Genomic DNA, 23871 nt, shown 5'->3' with positions numbered 1-23871 from the left:
CACCGGCGGCCTCAGCCCGCGATCGAGTCCAGCTGCTCGGCGGCCGGCCGCAGCGCCCAGAGGTCGCCGCCGGGCGGGGCCTCCAGCTGTCGTACCGCCCGCTGGGCCGCCTTGTCGCCGGCGTCGGCCGCCGCGTGGACGACGTCCGCCGCCGCGTAGCGGTGGAACTCCAGTTCCGGATAGGGCCAGGCGGTGGCCCCGGTCGCGGCGGGCAGCAGATAGTCCACGGCCTTGAACAGGCTCTGTCCGTCCGGTCCCCGGTAGGTCCACAGGTCCACCCCGACATGCCGGCCGATGGCCGCGAGCCGGGTGTAGGCGACCAGGTCGAAGGTCGAGTAGTGCCAGCTCCTGGTCCGGGTCAGCTCCTGCGGCTGGCTTCCGTCGGCCGCGATCTGCGGGTCGATCCGCCTGGCCCGCGCGTCCAGCACGGTCTTCTTCGCCAGCGCCTTGTCGCCGGTCGCGTAGGCGAGGGCGGCGAGCTGCATGTCATAGAAGGTGCCGTGGTTGTTGGCGGCGGCACCCTCCTCCTTGCCGAAGGCGCTGTTCTTCAGCCAGTCGCGGAAGTCCGTGTTCCAACCGCGCATCCCGGCACTGTCGTCGACGCTCCAGCCGGGTGCGCCGGTGGCGAGGATCGCGAGGGCGTCGACCACGCTCGTGTACGACTGGGAGAAGTCGATGATGCCGATGGCCCGGCCGTCGTACTTGCACGGGATGAACTGGGCGTGGTCGAGGTTCGGGTTCATCCGGGTCGCCGGGTCGAGGAACCAGGTGCGCAGGACCTGTCCGGCCTTCTCGGCGTACTGCCGCTTGCCGGTGTAGTACCAGGCCAGGGAGAGGTCGTAGGCCGAGTCGAAGACCTTCTCCACGTCCTGGCGGTCGGTGCCGGTGTCGACCTCGGGATTGCGCTGGCCGTCGCGCTGGACGTAGGGGCAGCCCCAGGGGTTGTCGGCGGTGGGTGTGGTGGTGGGCCACCAGTAGGGGGCCTGGCTCAGGTAGTCGTGGACGTCACCGCCGGGCGCGGGCTTCGGTTTGTCGACGACCGTCCAGGGGCCCTGGCCCAGCCAGGCGTCGGCGCGGGTCGTCAACTCCTCGACGGACCGCCGGAGTCGGGGGTCGCCGCGGTCGAGGTCGGTCTTGGTCCGCTGGAGCCGGGCGCCGTCGAGGACGGCGGTGTCGGGCGCCTTCGGGGCCCTTGCGGTCGCATGGGCGGAGGGGACGAGGACGGCCCCGAGGGCCGCCAGTGCCGTCAGGACGACGGCCGTGCGGGATCTTCCACTCATCGAGCACTCCGATCAGACAGGAAGCAGCCGTTAATCATATACGTGAACATGGTTCACGAGTGGGACCGTGCGAGCGTAGGACCGCCAGGTAGCCATGACAATGGTTCGGACCGTCTTCACGTACGAAGCCGTCTTCACAGCACTTCGAAGAAAGCGAACCCCCACCATGGATCTCGGCGTGCGCTGGAAACTGCACGGCGACGGACGCACGCCCGCGCCCGGAGCGGTGGTACGCCCCGACGAACGGCTCTCCTGGCCCCGCACGATCGGGCTCGGCGCCCAGCACGTGGTCGCGATGTTCGGTGCGTCCTTCGTCGCCCCGGTTCTGATGGGTCTGGACCCCAACCTCGCGATCATGATGTCCGGCGTCGCGACCGTGATCTTCCTGCTCGCGACCCGCGGCCGGGTCCCCAGCTACCTGGGCTGTTCCCTGTCCTTCGTCGGGGTGGCGGCCGTCATCCGCGCCCAGGGCGGCACCAGCGCCACCGTGACCGGCGCGGTCTTCGTGGTCGGCGCCGTGCTCTTCCTGGTCGGCCTGGCCGTCCAGCGCTTCGGCGCCCGGATCATCCATGCCGCGATGCCGCCGATCGTCACCGGCGCGGTCGTGATGCTGATCGGCTTCAACCTGGCCCCGGTGACCGCCTCCGCCTACTGGCCGCAGGACCAGTGGACCGCGCTGCTGGTGATGTCCTTCACCGGTCTGGCCGTCGTCTGTCTGCGTGGTTTCTGGTCACGTGTCGCGATCTTCCTGGGCCTGGTCTTCGGGTACGTCCTCTCCTGGGCCCTCGACCGGATCTTCGGCAGGATCCACTCCACGGGCCCGGGCGGCAAGGTCACCGACCACTGGCGGCTGGACCTCTCCGGCGTCGGCAAGGCGGACTGGATCGGGCTGCCGTCCTTCCACGGACCGTCCTTCCAGTGGTCGGCGATCCTGGTCGCCCTCCCGGTCGTGATCGCCCTGGTCGCGGAGAACGCCGGACACGTCAAGGCCGTCGGCGAGATGACCGGCGACTCCCTCGACGACCGGCTCGGCACGGCGATCTCGGCCGACGGGGTCGCCTCCATGCTCTCCACGGCCGTGGGCGGACCGCCCAACACCACCTACTCCGAGAACATCGGCGTGATGGCCGCGACCCGGGTCTACTCCACCGCCGCCTACTGGGCCGCCGCCGGCTTCGCGCTGCTCTTCGGCGTCTGCCCCAAGTTCGGCGCGGTCGTGGCCGCCGTCCCGGGCGGGGTGCTCGGCGGCATCACCGTCATCCTGTACGGCATGATCGGCCTGCTCGGCGCCCAGATCTGGCTGCACGCCAAGGTCGATCTGCGCAACCCGTTGAACCTCGTCCCGGCGGCCGCGGGCATCATCATCGGCGTCGGCAACGTCAGCATGAAGTTCACCGACACCTTCTCCCTCAGCGGTATCGCCCTCGGCACGCTGGTCGTCATCGTCGGCTACCACGTCCTGCGCGCCCTCGCCCCCGCCCACCTCAAGGGGCGGGAACCGCTGCTCGACGAGGGCACCAGCTCCTACGACGACGCCAAGTCGTAGGCGTACGACGGCGTGAAGGTCCCGGCGGCGCCCTTGCAGCCGTCGGACTCCCCCGGCAGTTTGATCCACAGATAGGCGTCGATCCGCGCCTGACCGGTGTGAAGCGTGGGCTCCTGCCCGATCCGCCGCCCCGCCGGGTCGCACCAGGCGCCGTTCGCCGGGGGGCCGTTGCCGTTGCGGCTGGTGTCGATCACCGCGCCGAGCGAGGCCGGACCGCCGAGGGCGTCGAGGACCCGGCGGTCGTAGGCGATCTCGTCGGCGGTGGTACGGAAGTTGGAGACGTTGCTGAAGACGCCGTCGCCCGACCTGGCTCCGGCCTGCCCGAGCAGGGCCGCCTGCCGGGCGGGCGGGTTCCAGCCGGAGTGCCCGGCGTCGTAGTAGACCCGGGTCCTCGGGCCGGCCGACTTCAGTACCCGGCCGGCATGGGCCAGCGAGGCGAACCGGGCGGCACGGTGGGCGGCGGAGAGGCACCCGGACTGGGCGACGGAGTCCGGCTCCAGGATCACGATCACCTCGCCGGAGCCCAGCCCCCGCGCGAAGGCGTCGATCCAGCCGTCGTACGCGCGGAGGTCCGGCGCCCCGCCCTGCGAGGCGCCGCCGCAGTCCCGGTCCGGGATCGCGTACGGCACCAGCACCGGGACCCGGCCCTGCGCAGCGGCCGCCGAGGTGACGGAGCGGACGCGGGAGGTGATGGTCGCCGGGGCGAAGTCGGCGAACCACACGGCGGCCGGCCGGTCGGCGATGCGGTCGGCGATGACGGCGGCGCGCGGATCGTCCGGGTTGGCGCGGACCCAGTCGTTGACCTGGGATTCGGGGTGGCGGTAGAGGCGGGGCCCCTGCTCCTTTTGAACCGTGGGAGCAGCCGGGCTCGCCGTGGGCCGCCGGGGAGTCGGTGCGGGCTTCGGGGCGGGCGCCGCGGAGCCGGACGGCGTACGGGACGGTGTCGTCTCCCGTGGCGCCGAAGCCGTCGTACGCACCGCCGTCGCCTCGGACGTGCGCACCGCGGTCGTGCGCACCACCGCCGGGCGGGCCTGGTCCGCTCCCCCGCCGCCCTCCTCGCCGAGCGCCGTGAGCATCCCGGTCGCGGTGCCCACGGCGGCCACGACCGAGGCGACCGCGAGCATGACCGCCCGCCTGCCCTCGCCGCTCCGCCGGGCATGTGAGCCAGGCACGCTGTGCTCCCCCTCCCGCGCCACGGGTCCGTCCCCCGTTCCGGGGATGCGCCGGGCCCGTCGGCACGCCCGCCAGCCTAGGGCTGGGACCCTTCCCCCATGGCGCACTCGGAACACCTCACCGCTCCGGTCGACACCGTCGTCTCCCGGATGCGCGCCCTGGACGCGGCCCTGCCCGAGCGGGACGGGATCGCGGTCTTCAACCGTGTCTACCTCTCCGTCACGGAGGAGGTCGAACGGCGGCTGGACGCGGGCCGGTTCGGGGACCCCAGAGCCGCCGCGACGCTGGACGTGCGGTTCGCGGAGCGGTACCTGGCCGCCGTGGACGCGGCCGCGGACGACCGCCGTCCGCCGGCCTGCTGGCGGCCGCTGTTCCAGTTCCGCCGCCATCCCGGTGTACGACCGCTGCAGTTCGCGCTCGCGGGCATCAACGCGCACATCGGGCACGACCTGGCGCTGGCCGTGGTGGACAGCTGTCGTACGCTCGGCTGCGAACCGGCAGACCTGGAGGACGAGTTCGACCGCGTGGGCGAACTCCTCGTCTCGCTGGAGGAGCGCATCCGCGAGGATCTGATGCCGGGTCCCGACCTGCTCCAGATCGCCGATCCGCTGACCCATCTGCTCGGTTCCTGGAGCCTGGAGCGGGCCCGGGACGCGACCTGGTCGGCGGCGCGGGCGCTGTGGGCGCTGCGCCGGTTCGGGGACCTGGCCGAGGAGTTCACCGAACGACTGGACGCGGCCGTGGGGCTGGCGGGCCGGATGCTGCTCACCCCGCTGCGCGGCTGACGTGGCCTGATCCGATCGACGTGCGAGCCGCTTCGGAATCCCCTTGTGATCGCCTTACGTTGACGGCACGCACCCGATCGCGAAGGAGCACCGGAATGACGACGCGGCTAGGCCTGAGCCTCCCCCAGATGCGGCAGTATTCCCTCGGCACGGACGTCGCCGACGTGGCCCGCACCGCCGAGGAGATCGGCTACGACAGCCTGTGGGTCTTCGAGCGGGCCCTCTTCCCGGAGCCCGCCACCCAGGGCCTTTACGGCGTCGAGGGCCTCCCCTGGCCGGACGCGTACCGGGACGTGGCCGAGCCCCTGGTCACGCTCGCCCTCGCCGCCGCGGCCACCGAGCGGGCGCGGCTGGGCAGCAGCGTGCTGGTGGCGCCGCTGCACGTCCCCTTCCAACTGGCCAAGTCCCTGGCCTCGCTGGACGCGGCGAGCGGCGGCCGGGTGATCGCGGGTCTGGGCACCGGCTGGTCGCTCGACGAGTACGCGGCCGCCGGAATCCGGCCGTTCGAGGAGCGGGGCAAGGTGCTCGACGAACTGATCGGGGTGTGCCGGGCGGTGTGGGGCCCGGACCCGGTGAAGTACGACGGTCAGCTGACGAAGATCGCCTCCGCCGTGGTCGGTCCCAAGCCCGCCCGGCCGATCCCGATCCTGCTGGCCGCGAGCAACAAGAAGGCCCGGCGGCGGCTGGTCGACCACGCCGACGGCTGGCAGCCGGTGGGCATGGGCGCCGAGCAACTGGCCGCCCAGTGGCGGGAGTTGCAGGACCTGGCGGCCGAACGCGGCCGCACGGAACCGATCCAGACGGTCGTGCGGGTCAACGCCGTGTACACGGCCAAGCCCTATGACGGCCCCGACCGCCAGCCCTTCCAGGGCAGCGCCGACCAGATCGTCGAGGACCTGGTGGCGCACGCGGCGGTCGGCCTGGAGGAGATCCTGGTCGACCTCCAGACCACTCCGCGGGACGCCCAGGAGCTCAAGGCGGTCGCCGCGGAGGTGTACGAGAAGGCTCGGATGGCCGGAGTCTAGTCCTCGGGGAGTTCGACCGGCGCGATCTCGTCGTAGACGTCACCCGGGCCCGGGTTGGCCGGGTCGGTCTCGCCTCCGAAGTGGTGCATGACGCCCCAGACCGCGTTCAGCGCGGTCTGGACGGCGCCCTCGGCCCAGCCCGCCGTCCAGGAGATGTCGTCGCCTGCGAGGAAGATGCCCCGCTTGTCCGCGGGCAGCCGGTCCTGCACGAAGTGCGTGAACAGGCGCCGCTGGTAGCGGTAGTGGCCGGGCAGGTTGGCCTTGAACGCGCCCATGAAGTAGGGCTCGTTCTCCCAGGACACGGTCACCGGGTTGCCGATGATGTGCTTCCTGATGTCGACCTTCGGATAGATCTCGCCGAGCGACTTCAGCATCACCTCCATCCGCTCGTTCGCGGACAGCGGCAGCCACTTCAGGCTGTCGTCGCACCAGGTGTAGGAGAGGCAGATGACGGCGGGCTTGTCCGGGCCGTCGTCGAGGAGGTAGGTGCCGCGCGTCATGCGGTCGGTGAGGGTCATCGACATCACGTCCCGGCCGGTCGGGTTTCCCCTGTCGTCGACGGCCTTGTCCAGCCAGAACGGCCGGTCGACGGGCACGAACAGCTTGCTGGACTCCATGTAGTGGGTGCGCTCGATCGCGGTCCAGTGGTCGATCGGGAAGAGCGAGTCGTCGCAGGCGATCTTGGAGAGCAGCATCCAGGACTGGGCGGTGAAGATCGCCGCCTGGTAGGTGCGGATGTCGCCGTTCGCGTCCGTCACCGTGATCCGGTTGCCGGTGGTGCGGTGCAGCCGGGTCACTGCCGGGCGCGGCTCGCCGTTCTCGTGCAGCTTCGCGAGCGAGGTGCCGTACGCCCAGTGCACGATCTTCTCCGGCTCGCGCTCCCAGAGCCGCAGCGGGAGTTGCTGGCTGCCGCCGACGATGCCGCGGTGGTGGTCGTCGGCCTCGGTGTAGACGACGCGCAGGATCTCCAGGATCGAGTTCGGGAAGTCCGTGTCCCAGCCGCCCGTCCCGAAGCCGACCTGGCCGAAGATCTCGCGGTGCCGGAAGGACCTGAAGGCCTCGGAGTCGCAGAGGAAGCCGTAGAAGGTCTGGTTGTCGAGCCTCTCGACGAGCCGGGACCAGATCTCGCGGATGCGCGGCACGTCCCGCTCGCGCAGGGCGCGGTTCATGTCGGAGAAGTCGGCGCCGTCTTCGAGGCACTTGTTCCAGGCGTCGGCGACGTCACGGTAGACCTGCGGCAGGTCGGCGGCCGTCTCGGCGTAGTGCGACTCGCCCTTGAGGTCGACGACGGTCGAAGGGGTCGTCTCCGCGAGGGGGTTGGGGAAGGGCCGGGTCTCCAGTCCCACCAGGTCGATGTAGTGCTGGAGGGCGGTGGAGGAGGGCGGGAAGCGCATCGCGCCCATCTCGGCGCTCAGCGAGGGGTCGCAGCCCTCGAAGCCGACGGTCCGCAGCCGGCCGCCGATCCGGTCGGCCTCGTACACGACCGGCTTCAGGCCCATCTTCATCAGCTCGTAGGCGGCCACGATGCCGGACAGCCCGCCGCCGATGACGGCGATCTCGGTGCCGTGCTCGGTCGCCGGTATCTGGCCGAGGCCCGCCGGGTGGGCGAGGAAGTCGTCGTACGCGTACGGGAAGTCCGGCCCGAACATGGTGATCGGCGGCTGCTGCTCGTCTGCGTGCTCGACGGCGTTGGGCACGGTGGACGTCATGGGGTACGGACTCCTTGCGACATGCGAAAAGGTGCGAGAAGAGGGGCGGGGCGAGGCGGAGGGGGGAGGTCAGGCCAGGGACCCGTAGAGGCCGGGGCGGCGGTCCTTCAGATACGGGTTCGCCTCGCGGGAGGCGGCGAGGAGGGCGGGGTCGACGTCGGCGAGGACCAGTTCCTCACCGCGGCCGGCCCGGGCGCGGGCGACCCCGTCGGGTCCGGCCAGCGCGGACAGCCCGAAGAACTCGAACTCGCCTTCCTGGCCGATGCGGTTGGCGTAGGCCACGTACATCTGGTTCTCCCAGGCCCGCACCGGGACCAGGGACTCGGCGACGAGCTCGAACGGGTGCATGTTCGCCGTCGGGACGAGCAGCAGGTCGGTGCCGGCCAGGGCGTGGGCGCGGACGAGCTCCGGGAACTCCACGTCGTAGCAGATCATGATCCCGACGGTGAGGCCGTTCAGCTCCGCCTGGACGACCGGCTGGTCGCCCGGGGTGAAGTGGTCCCGCTCGAAGCCGCCGAAGAGGTGGGACTTGCGGTAGTTCGCGAGCCGGGTGCCGTCGGCGGAGATCAGCTGGGCGGAGTTGTGGACGGCGTCACCGGCGCGTTCCGGGTAGCCGTAGGCGATCGCCAGGCCGTGCCGGTGGGCCAGCTCGGCGATCGCGTCCGCGCAGTCGCCGTCGGCGGGCTCGGCGAGGCGGGCGATGTCGTCGCCGATCGCGTAGCCGGTCAGGAACATCTCCGGTGCGACGAGCAGCGCGGCACCCGCGGCGGCGGACCGGCCGGCGGCCTCGTCGAGCACCTTGAGGTTCTCGACGGTCGAGCCGGGGCGGCCGGAGCTCTGGAGCAGGGCGGTGCGCATACGGGTCCTCGCCGGGTACGGAGGGGGTCTGGGGGCCCTTTAGACGGTAAGTCGGCGGGCCGGGCCAGACAAGGAGGAGCCGTTGCGCGTGGCCGAACGGTTCGTTGCGTGATACAGGTGTCCGGCGGCGATTCGTTGCGCCGGAGACCTCGCTACAGCTCCCTCAGCCGCTCGACGATCTCCTTCAGCAGCGCGGGGTCGGCGCCCGGGCCGGCCGGTTCCACGCGGCGCGGCCGGTCGATGCGGACCAGGCCGGCCTCGGCGAGGTCACCGAGCAGGACGCGTACGACGGTGAGCGGCAGGTCGGCGTCGGCGGCGAGTTCGACGACCGGGCGGCCGCCGCGCCGCACCAGGGCGAGCAGGGCGGCGCGGGCATGGTCGAGATCCGGCTCGGCCGGGTCCGCGTCCACCGCCGTGACCTGGGACATGAGGTCGATGGTGTGCCGTCCGGACGGCTCGGTACGGCCCCGGGTCACGGTGTAGGGGCGGACCAGCGAGCCGGTCTCGTCCTCGTACCAGTGCTCGTCGCTCACCGCAGGGTCAGGGGGTCGAGCGGGCGGCCGCGTCCAGGTGGCGGCCGAGGCGGCGGACGAGCAGCGCCATCTCGTGGGCCAGCTGGCCGACGTCGGTACGGACGTCGCTGAGGACGGCGAGCCGGCTGCCGTGCCCGGCCGGTGTCACGAAGAGGTAGGCGTCGTCGAGCATCACCATGGTCTGCCGCACCTCTCCGGCGCCGAACCGGTCTCCGGCCGAGCGGGCCAGGCTGTGGAAGCCGGAGCAGATGGCCGCGAGGTGCTCGATGTCCCGCCGCCGCATGCCCTCGGAGTGGCTGAGCGGAAGCCCGTCCGCGGTGAGCAGCACGGCCTGCCGTACGTGGTCGGTCCGGGCGACCAGGTCGTCGAGAAGCCACCCGAGGTCACTGCCGGGCCGGGCACCGGGCACCGGGCCGGCGGGGGTGCGGCCGGAACCGGGACCGGGGTCCGGGGCGGGGCGGTTGTCACTGGTCATCGGCGGAGGGCGTCCTTTCCTCGGTAGGGGTCGGCTCGTCCGGGTCGAGGGGCAGTCCCTTGCGCCCCCGGTCCAGGCCTCGCTGGAGCGCTCCGAAGACCGCCCTCATCTCCTCGGCGTCCAGGTCACGTGCTTCGCTCGGCGCCGGCTCGGCGCGCAGCTCGGGGGCGAGGGAGGCCTGGCGCCTGCGGGTGGGCAGCGCGGGGGCGACGGGCGCGCGGGAACCGGCCCCCGCCGTGCCGCCCGAACGGACGTCGGCTTCCGCCACGACGTCCGGCCCGCTCGACCGAACGTCCACCACCCTGCCCGGCCTGCTCAGCGAGGCATCGTCCGCCGCCACCACATCGGACCCGCCCGGCCAGGCATCCGCCCCCGCCGATGTGCCGGACCCATCAAGCCAGACATCCGCCCTCGCCGACGCGCCGGACCCATCAGGCCAGACATCCGCCCCCGCCATCACGCCCGGCCCATCCGGCCGCCCATCCGCCCCCGCCGACGCACCCGACCCGTCCGGTCGCGCGTTCTCCGCGAGGGTCGTGGCAGCGCCGCGCGCCGGCAGGGCGCCGGCCGCTGTGCCCGGTCGGTGTCCCTCGGGCGGCGTCTTCGGCGCCCGCCGCTCCCCCGGCACCTCGGCGAGTACCGCCGACGGCAGCAGCACCACCGCGGTGGTGCCCCCGTACGGCGAGTCCCGCAGGGTCACCTCGATGCCGTGCCGGGCGGCCAGGCGGCCCACGACGTAGAGGCCGAGGCGGTCGTGGCGGGTCGGGTCGAAGGCCTCGGGGTCGGTGAGGGTGCGGTGGGCCTCGGCGAGCTGCTCGGCGTCCAGGCCCAGGCCCCGGTCGTCCATCTCCAGGGTGAAGCCCCGGCCGACCCGGCCGGTGCGCAGGGTGACCTGGGTGTGCGGCGGCGAGAACACCGTGGCGTTCTCCAGCAGCTCGGCGACCAGGTGCACGACGTCGGCGACGGCGTCCGCGGCCACCCCGACCTCGGGCATCGGCGGCACCACGACCCGGGTGTAGTCCTCGATCTCGCCGACCGCCGAGGACACCACGTCGGCGACCGGCACGGGCCGCCGCCAGCGCCGCCCGGGTGTCGCACCGGAGAGGATGATCAGGCTCTCCGCGTGCCGACGCATCCGGGTGGTCAGATGGTCGATGCGGAACAGCTCGCCCAGGACGGCCGGGTCGTCGGTGCGCCGCTCCAGGGTGTCGACGAGTTTCAGCTGCCGGTGGACCAGGGCCTGGTTGCGGCGCGCGATGTTGAGGAGGACCGCGAACAGACCCCGTCGCAGCGTGGCCTGTTTCACCGCCGCCTCGACGGCGGCCAGCCGCGCCCTGTTGAACGACCGGCCGACGTCCCCGATCTCGTCGTCCCCGGCCTCCCCGGCGGCCAGCGGCGGCGCCTCGGTGACCGCGTCCACGTCCTCACCGGCGCTCAACCGGTCCATCAGGGCGGGAAGCTGGTGTGCGGTGAGCAGGTCGGCCGCGTCCCGCAGGATCTCCAGACGGCGTGAGATACGGCGCGCCCCACGCACCGCGAACCACAGCGAGAGCCCCACCGCCGCCAGCCCGGCCACACCGACGACGGCCGCCTTGGTCAGCTCCCGGTAGGCGAAGGCCCGGCCGCGCGCGGCGGAGTTCTCGGCGGACTCGGTGCACAGCAGCATGTACTGCTTGACGGCCCGGTCGGTGGTCGACCGCCAGGTGTCCGCGGCGACGGCCGCACCGGCCCGGTCCGCGCCCGCCCGCAGCAGCGCGTCCTCGCCGCGCACCAGCGAGCGGTGCAGTTCGCCGTGCTGGAACCGCTCGAACAGCGCCCGTGAGTCGGCCGGCAGGTCGGGGACATAGGTCCGCTCGAAGACGCGCCGGTCCTCGATGGTCGCGGTGAGACTGTCGTACTGCCCGTCGGTGAGCCGCCCGGCGGCCCGTGCCCCCGCGACCAGCGCGTCCTCGCGCGAGACGAACTCCCGCACCCGCACCAGCTCGATCACCACCTGCGACTCCCGGGCCAGCTGTCCGGCCTGCAGGGCGGTGAGGGTGGACTCGACGTCGAAACCGGGCTCCACCAGGGCGCTGTAGTCGCTGACGGCGCTGTCCCAGGAGATCTTCCGGGACAGCACCCGCTCGCGCAGTCCCTCCAGCCCGCCGGTGGCGGTCACCATCGCGTCGAGGGCCTGGCGCTGCCGGTCGCTGAGGCGGCCTCGGTCACCGCCCCGGAGCGCGTCCCGCATGGCGTCCACCGCCCGGTCGGTGCGCCGCTGCTGGGCGAGCAGGCCGGCTGCGTTCGCCGTGTCGAGCCGGGCGCCCAGGTAGGCCGCCGACAGCCGCCGTTCGATCTGGATCTGCCCGACGGCGGTGTCGACGGGGGTGCCGAAGTCGTCGTACACCCCTTGGAGCCGGATCAGCGCGCGTAGTTCGGCGGTGACGGAGACCATGGCGAAGCTCCACAGAGCCGTCAGCGCCACGGCCGGGGCGAGTGCGAGCGCCACGATCCGCACGCGGACGGTGGTGGGTCGGCGAGCGAAGCGAGACGGGGGTCCCCCCGGCCGGAGGGTGGGGGAGGGCCAGCGCATGGATTGCCTACCGGTGTTACCAGCGAGTAAGTAGCCCGGCACAACCTACGGGATGACCCCCATGACCGCAATGGTTACCCCGGGTGACCCCGGGTCAGGACTCGACGGCGAAGATGCTGACGACGGCGGCGTGGTCGGAGGGCCAGTCGTTGCCCGCCACCTCGGGCCAGGGTGCCGGGGTGCCGCTGACGCAGGTCCGGGAGTCGAGCACGCGCAGCCCCCTGTGCAGCACGTAGTCGATCCGGTCCTGCGGCTCGGGCCGCCCGCTGCCGTCCTCGTGCACGGGGTGGATGGGCGACCAGGTGTGCCCGGGCGCGGTCACCGGATCCGGATGGGCCTCCCGGTAGGAGTCGCGGAACCCGGCCTCCTCGGCGGCCTTGGTCACCGGCCACTCGACGTTCGTCCAGTCCAGGTGGGACGGGCAGTTGAAGTCCCCCACGAGCACCACCGGCACCGGACCGTCCCCGATCCGCCGCAGCGCCTCCCGGAACTGCCCGAGCCGCACCTCCTCGTGGGCGATCAGCTCGGCCGCCCCGAGCCCGTCGAAGTGGAACTCGTAGGGCCCGTACGGCGTGTAGTGCAGATGCGCGGTCCAGATGTCGACCTCGCGTCCGGGGCGTACGGCGATCCGCACCCCGGCGGCTCCGTAGAAACCGACCTCCGGGTCGCCGAAGCGGGCGGTGATGGGGTACCGGCTGATGATCCCGAGGTTCTCCCCGGCCGTGTGGTGGTGCCAGCCGAGGGCCTCGGCGAGTTCCCGGGCCGAGGTGCCGGCGGTCTCCTGGAGGCCGACGACGTCCGCGCCGGCGTCGAGGACGGCCTTGACCTGCTTGGCCCGGTGGTCGTCGATCCGGCTGCCGCCGAGCCACAGGTTCCAGGACATGACCCGGAGTTCGGGTACGGCCATGTCGCTCAGCTGCTTCGGGGTGACCCCGACCAGGGTGTCCCGGACGGTCCGGCCCGGGGCGCCCCCGATGGGTGCGAGCGAGGGCACGGCGAGGACCGCGCAGCCGGCGGCCTCGGCGGAGGCGACCCCGGTCTCGGTGTCCTCGACGGCGACACAGGCCGCCGGGTCGACGCCGAGGGCGCGGCAGGCGGCGAGGTACGGGTCGGGGGCGGGCTTGGTGCGGCCGGTGTCGTCGGCGGTGACGGAGGCGGCGAACCGGCCGGCGCCGAGCGCGTCGAGCACGAGGTCGGCGACCGCGCGTGGGGACGCGGTCACCAGGGCGGTGGGAACGCCGGCCGCGGCCAGCGCGTCCAGCAGGTCGAGGGCGCCGGGGCGGGGCACGATGCCGGTGCGGACGCGGTCCGCGAACTCCCGGTGCAGCTCGGCCGCGAGGTCGGCGCCGGACCTGCCGGTGCTGCCGGCCAGCCACTGGGCGGTGTACTCGACCGGCCGGCCCAGCACATCGGGCTCGTCGGCCTCGCCGAGCGTCCGCCCGGCAACGCGTTCCACCGCCTCCCACCACAGTCGCTCGGTGTCGACGAGCGTTCCGTCCATGTCGAACAGGACGGCCTGGAGCGGGAGTCGGGGGTGGGGGGTCACGTTGTTGTCATTCCTCACGTCTGGGCTTCTGGGCCTCTGGATACTTCCGGGCTTCCGGAAGCGCTACTTCTGGGTACGGTCCGCCACGAGCACCGGCCGTTCGGGCAGCGACACGCTCACCGCGGCTCCCGCGCCCAGACCGGCCGCCTCGTGGGCGGGCAGATCGGCCTTGGCCTCGGTGCCGTCGGCGAGCCGTACGGTGACCCGGACGACCGCGCCCAGGAAGGCGGTGGCGACGACGGTGGCCGTACCGGTGCCGTCCGCGCGCACCTGGACCGCTTCGGGCCGTACGAGCACGTCGACCTCGCCCGCGTCCGGCGCCTGTCCGTCGACCGGCAGCCGCTGGCCGAGCACCTCGACCCGGCCGTCCTTGACCGTGCCCGGGATCCGGCTCATCGTGCCGACGAACTCGGCGACGAAGGCGGTGGCCGGACGGCCGTACAGCTCGGCGGGATCGGCGCACTGTTCGAGCCGTCCGGCGCGCATCACGGCGACCCTGTCGGCGACGGACAGCGCCTCCTCCTGATCGTGCGTCACGAACAGGGTGGTGATGCCGAGTTCCTGCTGGAGCCGGCGGATCTCCTCGCGGAGCGTCAGCCGGACCTTGGCGTCGAGGGCCGACAGCGGTTCGTCGAGGAGGAGCACCCGAGGCCGCAGGGCGAGGGCGCGGGCGAGCGCGATGCGCTGCTGCTGGCCGCCGGAGAGCTGGTGCGGGAACCGCTCCCCCTTGTCACCGAGCCCGACAAGGTCCAGCAACTCGGCGGCGCGCGCCCGCCGTTCACTCGTACGCACCTTGCGCATGCGCAGTCCGAACGCCACGTTGTCGACGGCGTTCAGATGCGGGAAGAGGCTGTACGACTGGAAGACCATCCCGGCGTCCCGGCGGTGCGCCGGGACCGAGGTGACGTCCTCGCCGTCCACCAGCACCGCACCGGAGTCGGGGTGTTCGAACCCGGCGAGCATGCGCAGTGCGGTGGTCTTGCCGCAGCCGGACGGACCGAGCAGGGCGAGGAACTCGCCGGGGCGGACGGTCAGATCGAGTCCGTCGAGGGCGACGGTGGCGCCGAACTCCCGTCGCAGCGACCGGAATTCGACGGTGGCGGCGGTGGTGGCCTTCTCAGGCGTGCTGACACTCATGGTTCATCCCCGGGAGGAAGCGGTACGGTCACGGCCGCCGGCACCGGCGAGCGCGAGGAGCAGGGCCCAGGTCACCAGGAGACTGAGCACGGACACGGCGACGGACATCTGGGCCTGCGAGCCGCCGACGTTGTAGATCCACACGGCGAAGGGCTGGAAGCCGAGCAGCCGGGCGACGGTGAACTCGCCGAGCACCAGCGCCAGGGTGAGGAAGGCCGCGTTGAGCAGTGCCCCGCGCAGATTGGGCAGGACGGCCCGGACCAGGGCCTGCGGCCATGAAGCCCCGCAACTGCGGGCGGCCTCGACGAGGGTGCGCACGTCGATCGCGCGCAGTCCGGCGTCCAGCGCCCGGTACACGAACGGCAGCGCCATCACGACGTACGCGAGGACCAGGACGACCGGGAAGGTCGGGTTCTGGATGGCGACGAACGTCTCGAACAGCGGGGTCCGTGACAGGTAGTCCGGCCCCCACTTCAGCACGCTCGCGATCCCGGCGACGAACGCGATCGGCGGCACCACCAGCGGCAGCGAGCAGACGATCTCGACCACGGGCCGGAGCTTGGGCGCGCTCAGCCGCAGGGCGACCACGGCCGGCACCATCAGCAGCAGCACGACGGCGATGGTGGCGACCGCCAGCTCCAGCGAGAGGACCAGGCTGGAGAGGAAGCCGTCGGCGGACAGGATCTGGGAGTAGGCGTCGAAGGTGACGCCCTGGCCGGGCACGTCGACCGTGAAGACGACCGAGGCGCCCAGCGGGACCAGGAAGTACAGGGCGGCCAGGCCGAGGACGGCCCAGCGCCAGGGGGTCAGGCGTCGAGCCATCGGGCACTCCGTCGTTGCAGGGGCAGGTACACGGCCATCACCACGCCCGCCACCAGCACCATGTCGAGGCTCAGGGCGAGGGCCACGTTCTCCTGGCCGACCAGGACGTTGCCCGAGATGGCGTCGGCGATCTGCAGGGTGACCAGCGGGACCGCGCTGCCGACCATCGCGGCGGCGGTGGCGTAGGCGGCGAAGGCGCTGCCGAAGAGCAGCACGAGCCCGCCGAGCAGCGAGGGCGCGAGCACCGGCAGGGCCACGAACCGCCAGTACTGCACACCGGTCGCGCCGTTGTTCAGCGCGGCCTCCCGCCACTGGGCCCGCAGTCCGTCCAGGGCCGGGGTGATGGTGAGGACCATCAGCGGGATCAGGAAGTAGAGGTAGACGAGGACCAGGCCCCAGAAGCTGTAGAGGTTCCAGCCGTGGTCCGCGAGGTGCAGGTGCACGGTCAGCACACCGGCGTTGCCCAGGGTCGCCACGAACGCGAAGGCCAGCGGCACGCCGCCGAAGTTGGCGAGCACACCGGAGGCGGTGAGCACGGCCTCGCGCAGCGCCCGGGACCGCGAGCTGACGACGGCCTGCGCGAGCGGCAGCCCGAGGACGGCGGCGATGAGGGCGGAGAGCGCGGACAGCTTGATGCTGCCGACGAGGGCGGTGAGGTACGGCCCCTGGAGGGAGTCGCTGAGATTCCGCGCGGTGTACGAACTCACCCCGCTGGCCGGGTCCTTGACCGTGAAGGCGCCGTTCAGCATGGCCACGGCCGGCAGCCCGAAGGCGACGGCCGTGAAGGCGAGGAGCGGGACGACGGCCAGCCAGCCGGGGGCGCGGCGCCGCCGCTTCTGGGAAGCGGCGGACGCCACGTCGGCGCGCGTGAGCGTGGCCGTCATCCGGAGACGGCCTTCGACCAGCCCGTCGCGAGGACCGTCTTGGCCTTGTCCTGCTGGGCCTCGGTCGGGAAGGACGGCGTGCCGGTGACCGCGGGCAGCTTGGCGGCGGCGGTCTTGTCCAGCGTGCCGGCCTTGTCCAGGGAGCTCATCAGGACCGGGCGGGCGTAGCCCTTGAGCCACAGGTTCTGGCCCTCGGTGCTGTACAGGTACTCCTGCCACAGGCGGGCGGCCGCCGGGTGCGGGGCGTCCTTGTTGATGGCCTGCGAGTAGTACTGGGCGTACTGGCCGTCGGTCGGGATGGTGACCTTCCAGTCCACGCCCTTGGACTTGAACTCGTCGGCGTACCCGGCGTTCAGGTAGTCCCAGTCGATCGAGATGGGCGTCTCGCCCTTCTCGACGGTGGCCGGGGTGGACTCGACCGGCGTGTAGTTGCCGTTCTTCTTCAGCTTGGCGAAGAAGTCGAGGCCGGGCTGGATGTCGTCGAAGGAGCCCTTGTTGGCGAGCGCGGCGGCGTAGACGCCGCCGAACGCCGAACCGGACTTGGTCGGGTTGCCGTTGAGGGCGACCTGGCCCTTGTACTGCGGCTTGAGCAGGTCGGCGAAGGTGGTCGGGCAGGTCTTGACGCGCTTGGCGTCGCAGCCGATGGAGATGTAGCCGCCGTAGTCGTTGTACCAGCGGGCCTGCGGGTCCTTCTGGCCCTCGGGGATGTCGGAGTACGACGTCACCTTGTACGGCGCGAGCAGCCCCTGCTGGGCCGCGCTGAGCGCGAAGGAGGAACCGAGGTCGAGGACGTCCGGCGCCCGGTCCTGGCCCTTGCGCGAGGTCACGGCGGTGATCTCGTCCTGGCTGGAGCCGTCGGGGCTCTCGTCCTCGATCTTGATGCCGTACTTCTTCTTGAAACCGTCGATGATGGCGCCGTAGTTCGCCCAGTCGCGGGGCACCGCGATGATGTGCAGCGTGCCCTCCTTCTTGGCGGCGGCGACCAGCTTGTCCATGCCGCCGAGGTCGGCGGCGGAGGTGGCGGTGGCGGCGTTCTTGCCGTCGGAGGTGGTGGACGACGTGTTGTCGGGGGCGGCGCCGCAGGCGCTCAGGGCGAGCGCGGCTACGGCGGCGAGGGAGCCGCCGAGGAGGGCGGTTCTCGGCAGGGACACGGTCACGGTCTCTCCAGGAGTACACACGAGGGTGGGCGGCGCTGTGGCCGGCGCCGGGCGAACTTGTCTGAACAAGTTGGCTCACAGTACGCCCGGCGTGGGTGTCGGGACTGTGAACTCCGGAAAAATCCTGGACCCCAATTCCCTGCACATTCCTGGCCGGTCCCGGGCTGACACGAATCACCCGGAACGTCGATTAGGCTGGTCACACTGTGCACAGCGGTCTACTCAGAGGGGAAGCATGGCGGCGCGACACGAGGAGATCGCCGACGAGCTGCGGCGCGCCATCGACCGTGAGGAGTACACCGTCGGCAGCCGGCTGCCCGCGGAGACGGAGCTGGCGGCGCAGTACGGCGTGTCCCGCGGCACCGTCCGTCAGGCCGTCGCCGCGCTCACCTCCGAGGGGCTGATCGGCTCCCGTCAGGGCGCCCGCCGGGTGGTGCTGGCCAGCCGCCGCAGCCAGAGCTTCGCGGAGCTGCGCAGTTTCGCCCAGTGGGCGAGGTCGATGGGCCGCGAGGCGACCGGACACGTGGTGTCCCAGGAACACCGCCCCGCCACCCAGGAGGACGCCGTCCGCCTCCAACTCGACGTCGGCACACCGGTGTTGCACGTGCTCCGGGTACGCGGCCTGGACGGCGAACCGGTGTTGCTGGAGCGCACGGTGTACGCGGACTGGATCTCCCCGGCGGTGGCGGCGATAGAGCCGGAGTGCCCGTCGGTGACCCAACGCCTCTACGAGGACACGGGGTTGGTCTTCGCGTACGGCGAGCACGTCATCGACGCGGTCGCCTGCGGCGCACGGGACGCCGAGCTGCTGGGGGTGCGCCGGTCGAGCCCGCTGCTGCGGGTGCGGCGGGTGACGACGACACGGGAGGGACGCCCGGTGGAGTGGTCGGACGACCGGTACCGGTCGGACGCGGTGAGCTTCAGCGTGCACAACTCCATCGGCAGCAACGCGCTGGCGCGGATGACCGCGGAATAGGGGGCGGGGGTGCGGGTGTGTCGCCGGGTGCGGGTTGCTGTCAGGGGCGCGGGGAACTGCGCGATCAGCCACGAACCACCCGCACCCGACAACACAACCGCACCCCCCGAGCTCAGTCCCGCACTCACCCCGGCGCCCCCGAGGAGAACCTCCTCAGCAGCGGCGACAGCACCAACACCGACTTCGTGCGCTCCACGAACGGCTCCCCCGCGATCCGCTCCAGCACCCTCTCGAAGTGCCGCATGTCCGACGCGAAGACCTGCACGACCGCATCGGCCTCACCGGTGACCGTGGACGCGGCCACCACCTCCTGATACCGCTCCAGCCCCCGCTGGATCGTCTCCGGAGAGGTGTTGCGCCGGCAGTAGATCTCGACGAACCCCTCCGTCTCCCAGCCGAGGGCCGCCGGATCGACCCGCACGGTGAAACCAGTGATCGCTCCGGTGGCGCGCAGCCGGTCCACCCGCCGTTTGACGGCGGGCGCGGACAGGCCGACCAGCTGCCCGATGTCCGCGTAGGAGCGGCGGGCGTCCTCGGCGAGGGCGTGCACGATGCGTTCGTCGAGATCGTTCAGCAAGGGGTCGTTCAGCTTTCAGGTGTTGCAAGACGGGACCGGCGATAGCCGTACAGGAAGTAGAACACGAGCCCGACCGCCAGCCAGGCACCGAAGACCACCCAGGTGACGGCCGAGAGGCTGCCCATCATCCAGACGCAGAATCCGAAGCCCAGCGCGGGCAGCAGCGGGGACAGCGGCACACGGAAGGTGCGCGGCATCGCGGGACGCGTCCGGCGCAGCACCACCACCGCGATGTTCACCAGGCCGAAGGCGAACAGCGTGCCGATGCTGGTGGCGTCGGCCAGCTGCCCCAGCGGGATCGCGGCGGCGAGGACCCCGCAGAAGACGGAGACGATCACGGTGTTGGCCCGGGGCGCACCGGTCTTCGGGTGGACCTTGGCGAACACCTTGGGCACCAGACCGTCCCGGGACATCGCGAAGAGGATGCGGGTCTGGCCGTAGAGCACGGTCAGGACGACGCTGGCGATGGCGACGACCGCGCAGGCGGCCAGCAGGGTGCCCCAGAAGCTCTGGCCGGTCACGTCCCGCATGATCTGGGCGAGGGCGGCCTCGGAGTCGTCGAACTGCCGCCAGGGCTTCGCACCGACGGCGACGGCCGCGACGAGGACGTACAGCGCCGTCACGATGACCAGCGACAGCATGATGGCCCGGGGCAGGTCGCGCTGCGCGTTCTTGGCCTCCTCGCCGGCGGTGGAGGCGGCGTCGAAGCCGATGTACGAGAAGAACAGCGTCGCGCCGGCCGCGCTGACACCGGCCATGCCCAGCGGCATGAAGTGCGCGTAGTTGCCGGACCTGAAGCCCATGAAGCCGATGGCGCAGAACAGCACCAGCGCGGCGATCTTCACACACACCATGATCGTGTTGGCGCGTGCCGACTCCTTGGCGCCGCCGAGCAGGAACACCATCGCGAGGAGGACGACGATCAGGGCGGGCAGGTTGAAGACACCGCCGTCGACGCCGGGTGGCGCGGACAGGGCCTTCGGGAGCGTGACGCCGACGGTCCCGGCGAGCAGCTCGTTGAGGTACTCGCCCCAGCCGACCGCGACCGCGGCGACCGAGACGCCGTACTCCAGGAGCAGGCACCAGCCGCAGACCCAGGCGATCAGCTCGCCCATCGTCGCGTATGCGTAGGAGTACGAGGAGCCGGCGACCGGGATGGTGCCCGCCAGCTCGGCGTAGGAGAGCGCCGAGAAGAGCGCGGTCAGCCCGGCGATCACGAAGGAGAGGGTGACGGCCGGGCCGGCCTTGGGGACGGCCTCGCCGAGGACCACGAAGATGCCGGTGCCGAGGGTGGCGCCGATGCTGATCATCGTCAGCTGCCAGAGCCCGAGGGAACGCCGGAGCGTGCCTCCCTCACCCTGCCCGCCCTCGGCGACCAGCCGCTCGACGGGCTTGCGCCGCATCAGCCGGGCACCGACGGAGGGGGAGGCGTCGGTTCGTGGGGGTGCGCCTTGGTCGAGCACGCGCGGCTCCTTCGTCGCTGCGGTTGAGGGCGGCCGGAACCGGCGGCGCCCATCCCGCAGGGCCCCACCGAGCGGGGTCCCGACCACGCCACGTACAGCGCACGACCCTATGAGCCGACCCTTCACGGGCGTAATGCAGCAACCTTGCTCGTACACGCAAGATCGTTGCGTGTGTGGTCACAGGGCGCACATTCATTGCACCCCAGATGCAACGCACCCTTCAGGGACAAGGGCGCCTAGCTCCAGCTGGCGTGCAGTGGCTTGCCCTCCGCGTAGCCCGCCGCACTCTGGATCCCCACGATCGCCTTCTCGGCGAACTCCTCCAGGGACCCCGCACCGGCATAGGTGCACGACGACCGCACGCCCGCGATGATCGAGTCGATCAGGTCCTCCACACCCGGCCGGGCCGGGTCGAGGAACATCCGGGACGTCGAGATGCCCTCCTCGAAGAGCGCCTTGCGGGCCCGGTCGTAGGCCGACTCGTCGGACGTACGGTTGCGCACCGCACGTGCCGAGGCCATGCCGAAGGACTCCTTGTACAGCCGGCCGTCGGCGGCCTGCTGGAGGTCGCCCGGCGACTCGTACGTGCCGGCGAACCAGGAGCCGACCATCACGTTGGACGCGCCCGCGGCCAGCGCCATGGCGACGTCCCGCGGGTGCCGGACACCCCCGTCGGCCCAGACGTGCTTGCCGTACTTCTTCGCCTCCGCGGCGCACTCCAGGACCGCCGAGAACTGCGGCCGGCCGACGCCGGTCATCATGCGGGTGGTGCACATGGCGCCGGGACCCACACCGACCTTGACGATGTCCGCGCCCGCGTCGACGAGGTCCTTGACGCCCTCGGCGGAGACGATGTTGCCGGCCGCGATCGGAACCTGCGGGTCGAGGCCGCGGACCAGCTTGATCGCGCTGATCATCGACTCCTGGTGGCCGTGCGCGGTGTCGATGACGAGCGTGTCGACGCCCGCGTCGAGCAGTTGCTTGGCCTTGTCCGCGAAGTCCCCGTTGATCCCGACGGCGGCGGCGATCCGCAGCCTGCCCTGCGCGTCGGTGGCCGGGGTGTACAGGGTGGCCCGCAGGGCGCCCTTGCGGGTGAGGATGCCGGCGAGCTTGCCGTCCCGGTCGACGGCCGGGGCGTAGCGGCGGTTGGCCGCGTCCAGCTTGTTGAACGCCTCGCGCGGGTCGATCTCCGCGTCGAGCAGCAGCAGGTCGCGGGACATGACCTCGGCCAGCTGGGTGAAGCGGTCGACACCGTTCAGGTCCCGGTCGGTGACGACACCGACGGGGCGGCCGTCCTCGTCGACGACGACCCCCGCGTTGTGCGCGCGCTTGGGCAGCAGGGCCAGCGCGTCGGCGACCGTCTGGTGCGGGGCGAGCACGATCGGGGTGTCCAGCACCAGGTGGCGGCTCTTCACCCAGGTGATGACGTCGGTGACCACGTCGATCGGGATGTCCTGCGGGATCACGACGAGTCCGCCGCGCCGGGCCACCGTCTCGGCCATCCGCCGGCCCGCGATCGCGGTCATGTTCGCGACGACCAGCGGGATGGTGGTGCCCGTGCCGTCCGGCGAGTCGAGGTCCACGCCCTGACGCGAGCCGACCGCGGAACGGCTCGGCACCATGAAGACGTCGTCGTACGTCAGGTCGTACGCGGGCTGGATGTCATTGAGGAAACGCACGTGCCGCACATCCCGGTCGATCAGAGGTGACCCCCGGACCGGCCGGCCAAGGGGAAGAGCACGTACTTCATTGTCCCATGGCGACCGGTATGCGGTGCCCGGGACGAACATCCAGGCAGGTCAGAGGCGCTTGGGAGGAACCTCCAAGGGCGGTGCGCACGCCTTCTCGCGGTGCGCACGCCTTCTCGCGGTGCGCACGCCTTCTCGCGGTGCGCACGCCTTCTCGCGGTGCGCACGCCTTCTCGCGGTGCGCACGTCTTCTCGGGTCAGCCGAGGGCGAGCGCCACCGTCAGTCCCGGTTCGCCGGCGGCCGCGTGGGCGAACACGTCCTGGGCGGTCTTCCACTCGTCCGGCCGGGTCCCCGCGTAGCCCTGCCAGCCGGTGACGACGAGGAGGAGCCCGCGGTCGACCGCCTCCGGCGGCCAGACCGAGGGGTCGCGGAGGCTGTCGGCGAGGGCGTCCCAGTTGCGGCCGAACCAGTCGGGCAGGCTCAGGGCGGCGGCGGTGCGGTCCATGAGACCGGCCTTGTCCGCGACGCCGGCCAGGTCGAGGGTCACCAGATGCGGACTCGTCGTCATCTCAGCACCGCCAGGGAGGGGTTGTAGGGATCACCGGTGTAGTAGATCCCACCGGTGCGCCGGTGACAATGCGCACCGGCGTCATGCCTTCCCGGGTGCCGCGGGCAGGTCGTCGAGGAAGTCCCCGGACGGCACATGGAAGAGCGTGCCGGTGACCGCCGTCGAGAAGTCGAGGATCCGGTCGTGGGCGGCGTCCTGCGTGCCGAGGAACATGTTGCGCAGCATGCGCTCGATGACGTCCGGAGTACGGGCGTACCCGATGAAGTAGGTGCCGAACTCACCCCGGCCCGGGCTGCCGAAGGGCATGTTGTCGCGCAGGATGTCCTGCTCCTCGCCGTCCGGTCCGGTGACGGTGTTCAGGTCGACGTGCGAGCCCGGCTCCTCCAGCTCGATGTTGGTGGCCTTGGTACGGCCGATGATCCGCTCCTGCGTCTCGACCGGCAGCGCGTTCCAGGCGTCCAGGTCGTGCAGGTACTTCTGCACGACCACATAGCTGCCGCCGGCGTGTGCGGGGTCCTCGGCGCCGATCAGGACGGCCCTGCGGGCGGCGGCGCCGACCGGGTTCTCGGTGCCGTCGACGAAGCCCAGCAGGTCGCGGGCGTCGAGGTACTTGAAGCCCTGCACCTCGTCCTCGACGGTGACCGCGTCCCGCAGCCGGTGCATGATCTCGGCGGCGAGCCCGAAGCAGAGGTCGAAGCGGCCGGCCCGGATGTGGAAGAGGACGTCACCGGGGGTGGCGACCGCGGTGTGCCGGGAGCCTTCCAGGGGCCGGAAGGGATGCAGTCCGGCCGGACGCGGGTGGTCGAAGAGCCGGTCCCAGGCGTCGGAGCCGATCCCCGCGACACAGCTCAGAGCGGCCTCCGGGGCGCCGAACCCGAAACTGCGCCGCAGCGAGCTCAGATCGCCCAGCACCTCCCGTACCCGCTCCTCGCGCCCGGGACGGACGTTGACCACCAGGAAGATCGCCGCGGTGGTCAACGGGCCCAGCACGGGCTGTGGTTCGGCTTCCCCTGCGGGCTGGTCAGTGCTCACCGCGTCCTCCCGATGCGATCGGCGCTCGGCCTGTCGTACACATGCGCCCGTACACATAATCGGG

General features: G+C 71.8%; 21 protein-coding genes. 4 read left to right on the top strand and 17 right to left on the bottom strand.

The features are described 5' to 3' along the window. Positions 1 to 11: 11 nt before the first annotated feature. On the bottom strand, positions 12 to 1280 hold the full coding sequence (locus tag ACGFZQ_RS22375) for an alginate lyase family protein (protein WP_393841757.1): 1269 nt from the start codon (positions 1278 to 1280) through the stop codon (positions 12 to 14). A 166-nt stretch (positions 1281 to 1446) separates the two neighbouring features. On the opposite strand from ACGFZQ_RS22375, the gene ACGFZQ_RS22370 reads away from it, so the two are divergent. Continuing rightward, a complete protein-coding gene (locus ACGFZQ_RS22370; protein ID WP_393841756.1) occupies positions 1447 to 2826 on the top strand; it encodes a uracil-xanthine permease family protein in 1380 nt (459 codons plus the stop codon). On the opposite strand, the gene ACGFZQ_RS22365 is transcribed toward ACGFZQ_RS22370, so the two are convergent. Further along, positions 2805 to 3950: a glycoside hydrolase family 6 protein gene (locus ACGFZQ_RS22365; RefSeq protein ID WP_393841817.1), complete on the bottom strand. Its 1146-nt coding sequence runs from the start codon at positions 3948 to 3950 to the stop codon at positions 2805 to 2807. The two genes, ACGFZQ_RS22370 and ACGFZQ_RS22365, sit on opposite strands and share 22 nt — an antisense overlap. Before the next feature lie 147 nt (positions 3951 to 4097). Here ACGFZQ_RS22365 and ACGFZQ_RS22360 point away from each other — a divergent pair, with 147 nt between their 5' ends. Both ACGFZQ_RS22360 and ACGFZQ_RS22355 read left to right on the top strand, forming a co-directional pair. Continuing rightward, the gene (locus ACGFZQ_RS22360) at positions 4098 to 4784 is read left to right on the top strand and encodes a DUF5995 family protein (protein ID WP_393841755.1); all 687 of its coding nucleotides are present in this window, start codon (positions 4098 to 4100) and stop codon (positions 4782 to 4784) included. Between the two features lie 95 nt (positions 4785 to 4879). Next, complete coding sequence (locus ACGFZQ_RS22355; protein ID WP_393841754.1) at positions 4880 to 5809, top strand: LLM class F420-dependent oxidoreductase; 930 nt, start codon at positions 4880 to 4882, stop codon at positions 5807 to 5809. Here ACGFZQ_RS22355 and ACGFZQ_RS22350 read toward each other — a convergent pair. From ACGFZQ_RS22350 to ACGFZQ_RS22305, 10 genes are all read right to left on the bottom strand, one after another. Continuing rightward, positions 5806 to 7518 (bottom strand): flavin monoamine oxidase family protein, encoded by a 1713-nt coding sequence (locus ACGFZQ_RS22350; protein ID WP_393841753.1) that lies wholly within the window; start codon positions 7516 to 7518, stop codon positions 5806 to 5808. The two genes, ACGFZQ_RS22355 and ACGFZQ_RS22350, sit on opposite strands and share 4 nt — an antisense overlap. A gap of 69 nt (positions 7519 to 7587) precedes the next feature. Then, positions 7588 to 8376 (bottom strand): carbon-nitrogen hydrolase family protein, encoded by a 789-nt coding sequence (locus ACGFZQ_RS22345; protein ID WP_393841752.1) that lies wholly within the window; start codon positions 8374 to 8376, stop codon positions 7588 to 7590. 152 nt (positions 8377 to 8528) lie between these two features. Beyond that, on the bottom strand, positions 8529 to 8909 hold the full coding sequence (locus ACGFZQ_RS22340; RefSeq protein ID WP_393841751.1) for a DUF742 domain-containing protein: 381 nt from the start codon (positions 8907 to 8909) through the stop codon (positions 8529 to 8531). 7 nt (positions 8910 to 8916) lie between these two features. Then, positions 8917 to 9384, bottom strand: coding sequence for a roadblock/LC7 domain-containing protein (locus ACGFZQ_RS22335; protein WP_393841750.1), 468 nt, complete (start codon positions 9382 to 9384; stop codon positions 8917 to 8919). Then, entirely contained in the window at positions 9374 to 11881 is a 2508-nt protein-coding gene (locus ACGFZQ_RS22330) for a nitrate- and nitrite sensing domain-containing protein (RefSeq protein WP_393841749.1), read from the bottom strand. The genes ACGFZQ_RS22335 and ACGFZQ_RS22330 overlap by 11 nt, the downstream gene beginning before the upstream one ends. 169 nt (positions 11882 to 12050) lie before the next feature. Next, positions 12051 to 13502: an HAD-IA family hydrolase gene (locus ACGFZQ_RS22325; protein ID WP_393841748.1), complete on the bottom strand. Its 1452-nt coding sequence runs from the start codon at positions 13500 to 13502 to the stop codon at positions 12051 to 12053. A 63-nt stretch (positions 13503 to 13565) separates the two neighbouring features. Further along, a complete protein-coding gene (locus ACGFZQ_RS22320) occupies positions 13566 to 14639 on the bottom strand; it encodes an ABC transporter ATP-binding protein (RefSeq protein WP_393841747.1) in 1074 nt (357 codons plus the stop codon). A gap of 3 nt (positions 14640 to 14642) precedes the next feature. Continuing rightward, positions 14643 to 15461 (bottom strand): ABC transporter permease, encoded by an 819-nt coding sequence (locus ACGFZQ_RS22315; protein ID WP_393841746.1) that lies wholly within the window; start codon positions 15459 to 15461, stop codon positions 14643 to 14645. Then, the gene (locus ACGFZQ_RS22310; RefSeq protein ID WP_351735581.1) at positions 15446 to 16345 is read right to left on the bottom strand and encodes an ABC transporter permease subunit; all 900 of its coding nucleotides are present in this window, start codon (positions 16343 to 16345) and stop codon (positions 15446 to 15448) included. Before ACGFZQ_RS22310 ends, ACGFZQ_RS22315 begins: the two co-directional genes overlap by 16 nt. After that, complete coding sequence (locus tag ACGFZQ_RS22305; RefSeq protein WP_393841745.1) at positions 16342 to 17502, bottom strand: ABC transporter substrate-binding protein; 1161 nt, start codon at positions 17500 to 17502, stop codon at positions 16342 to 16344. Before ACGFZQ_RS22305 ends, ACGFZQ_RS22310 begins: the two co-directional genes overlap by 4 nt. A gap of 235 nt (positions 17503 to 17737) precedes the next feature. Between ACGFZQ_RS22305 and ACGFZQ_RS22300 the strand changes: the two genes are divergently transcribed. Then, on the top strand, positions 17738 to 18478 hold the full coding sequence (locus ACGFZQ_RS22300) for a GntR family transcriptional regulator (RefSeq protein WP_393841744.1): 741 nt from the start codon (positions 17738 to 17740) through the stop codon (positions 18476 to 18478). A 124-nt stretch (positions 18479 to 18602) separates the two neighbouring features. Here the strand turns inward: ACGFZQ_RS22300 and ACGFZQ_RS22295 are convergent, their stop codons facing one another. The 5 genes from ACGFZQ_RS22295 to ACGFZQ_RS22275 all read right to left on the bottom strand — a co-directional run bounded on the left by ACGFZQ_RS22295 (position 18603) and on the right by ACGFZQ_RS22275 (position 23807). Further along, positions 18603 to 19055, bottom strand: coding sequence for an Lrp/AsnC family transcriptional regulator (locus ACGFZQ_RS22295; RefSeq protein ID WP_046726552.1), 453 nt, complete (start codon positions 19053 to 19055; stop codon positions 18603 to 18605). Positions 19056 to 19063: 8 nt separating this feature from the next. Then, positions 19064 to 20518 carry an amino acid permease gene (locus tag ACGFZQ_RS22290; protein ID WP_351707087.1) on the bottom strand — a complete coding sequence of 485 codons (1455 nt, stop codon included), beginning with the start codon at positions 20516 to 20518 and terminating at the stop codon, positions 19064 to 19066. Positions 20519 to 20754: 236 nt separating this feature from the next. Further along, the gene (locus ACGFZQ_RS22285) at positions 20755 to 22197 is read right to left on the bottom strand and encodes a GuaB1 family IMP dehydrogenase-related protein (RefSeq protein ID WP_393841743.1); all 1443 of its coding nucleotides are present in this window, start codon (positions 22195 to 22197) and stop codon (positions 20755 to 20757) included. Positions 22198 to 22463: 266 nt separating this feature from the next. Continuing rightward, complete coding sequence (locus ACGFZQ_RS22280; RefSeq protein ID WP_393841742.1) at positions 22464 to 22775, bottom strand: barstar family protein; 312 nt, start codon at positions 22773 to 22775, stop codon at positions 22464 to 22466. 81 nt (positions 22776 to 22856) lie between these two features. Then, a complete protein-coding gene (locus ACGFZQ_RS22275; RefSeq protein ID WP_393841741.1) occupies positions 22857 to 23807 on the bottom strand; it encodes a Dyp-type peroxidase in 951 nt (316 codons plus the stop codon). Positions 23808 to 23871 lie beyond the last annotated feature (64 nt).

The organism is Streptomyces sp. NPDC048254 (assembly GCF_043201895.1).
In the GTDB taxonomy this organism is placed as follows: domain Bacteria; phylum Actinomycetota; class Actinomycetes; order Streptomycetales; family Streptomycetaceae; genus Streptomyces.
This window is presented reverse-complemented; position numbering and strand designations above follow the sequence as displayed.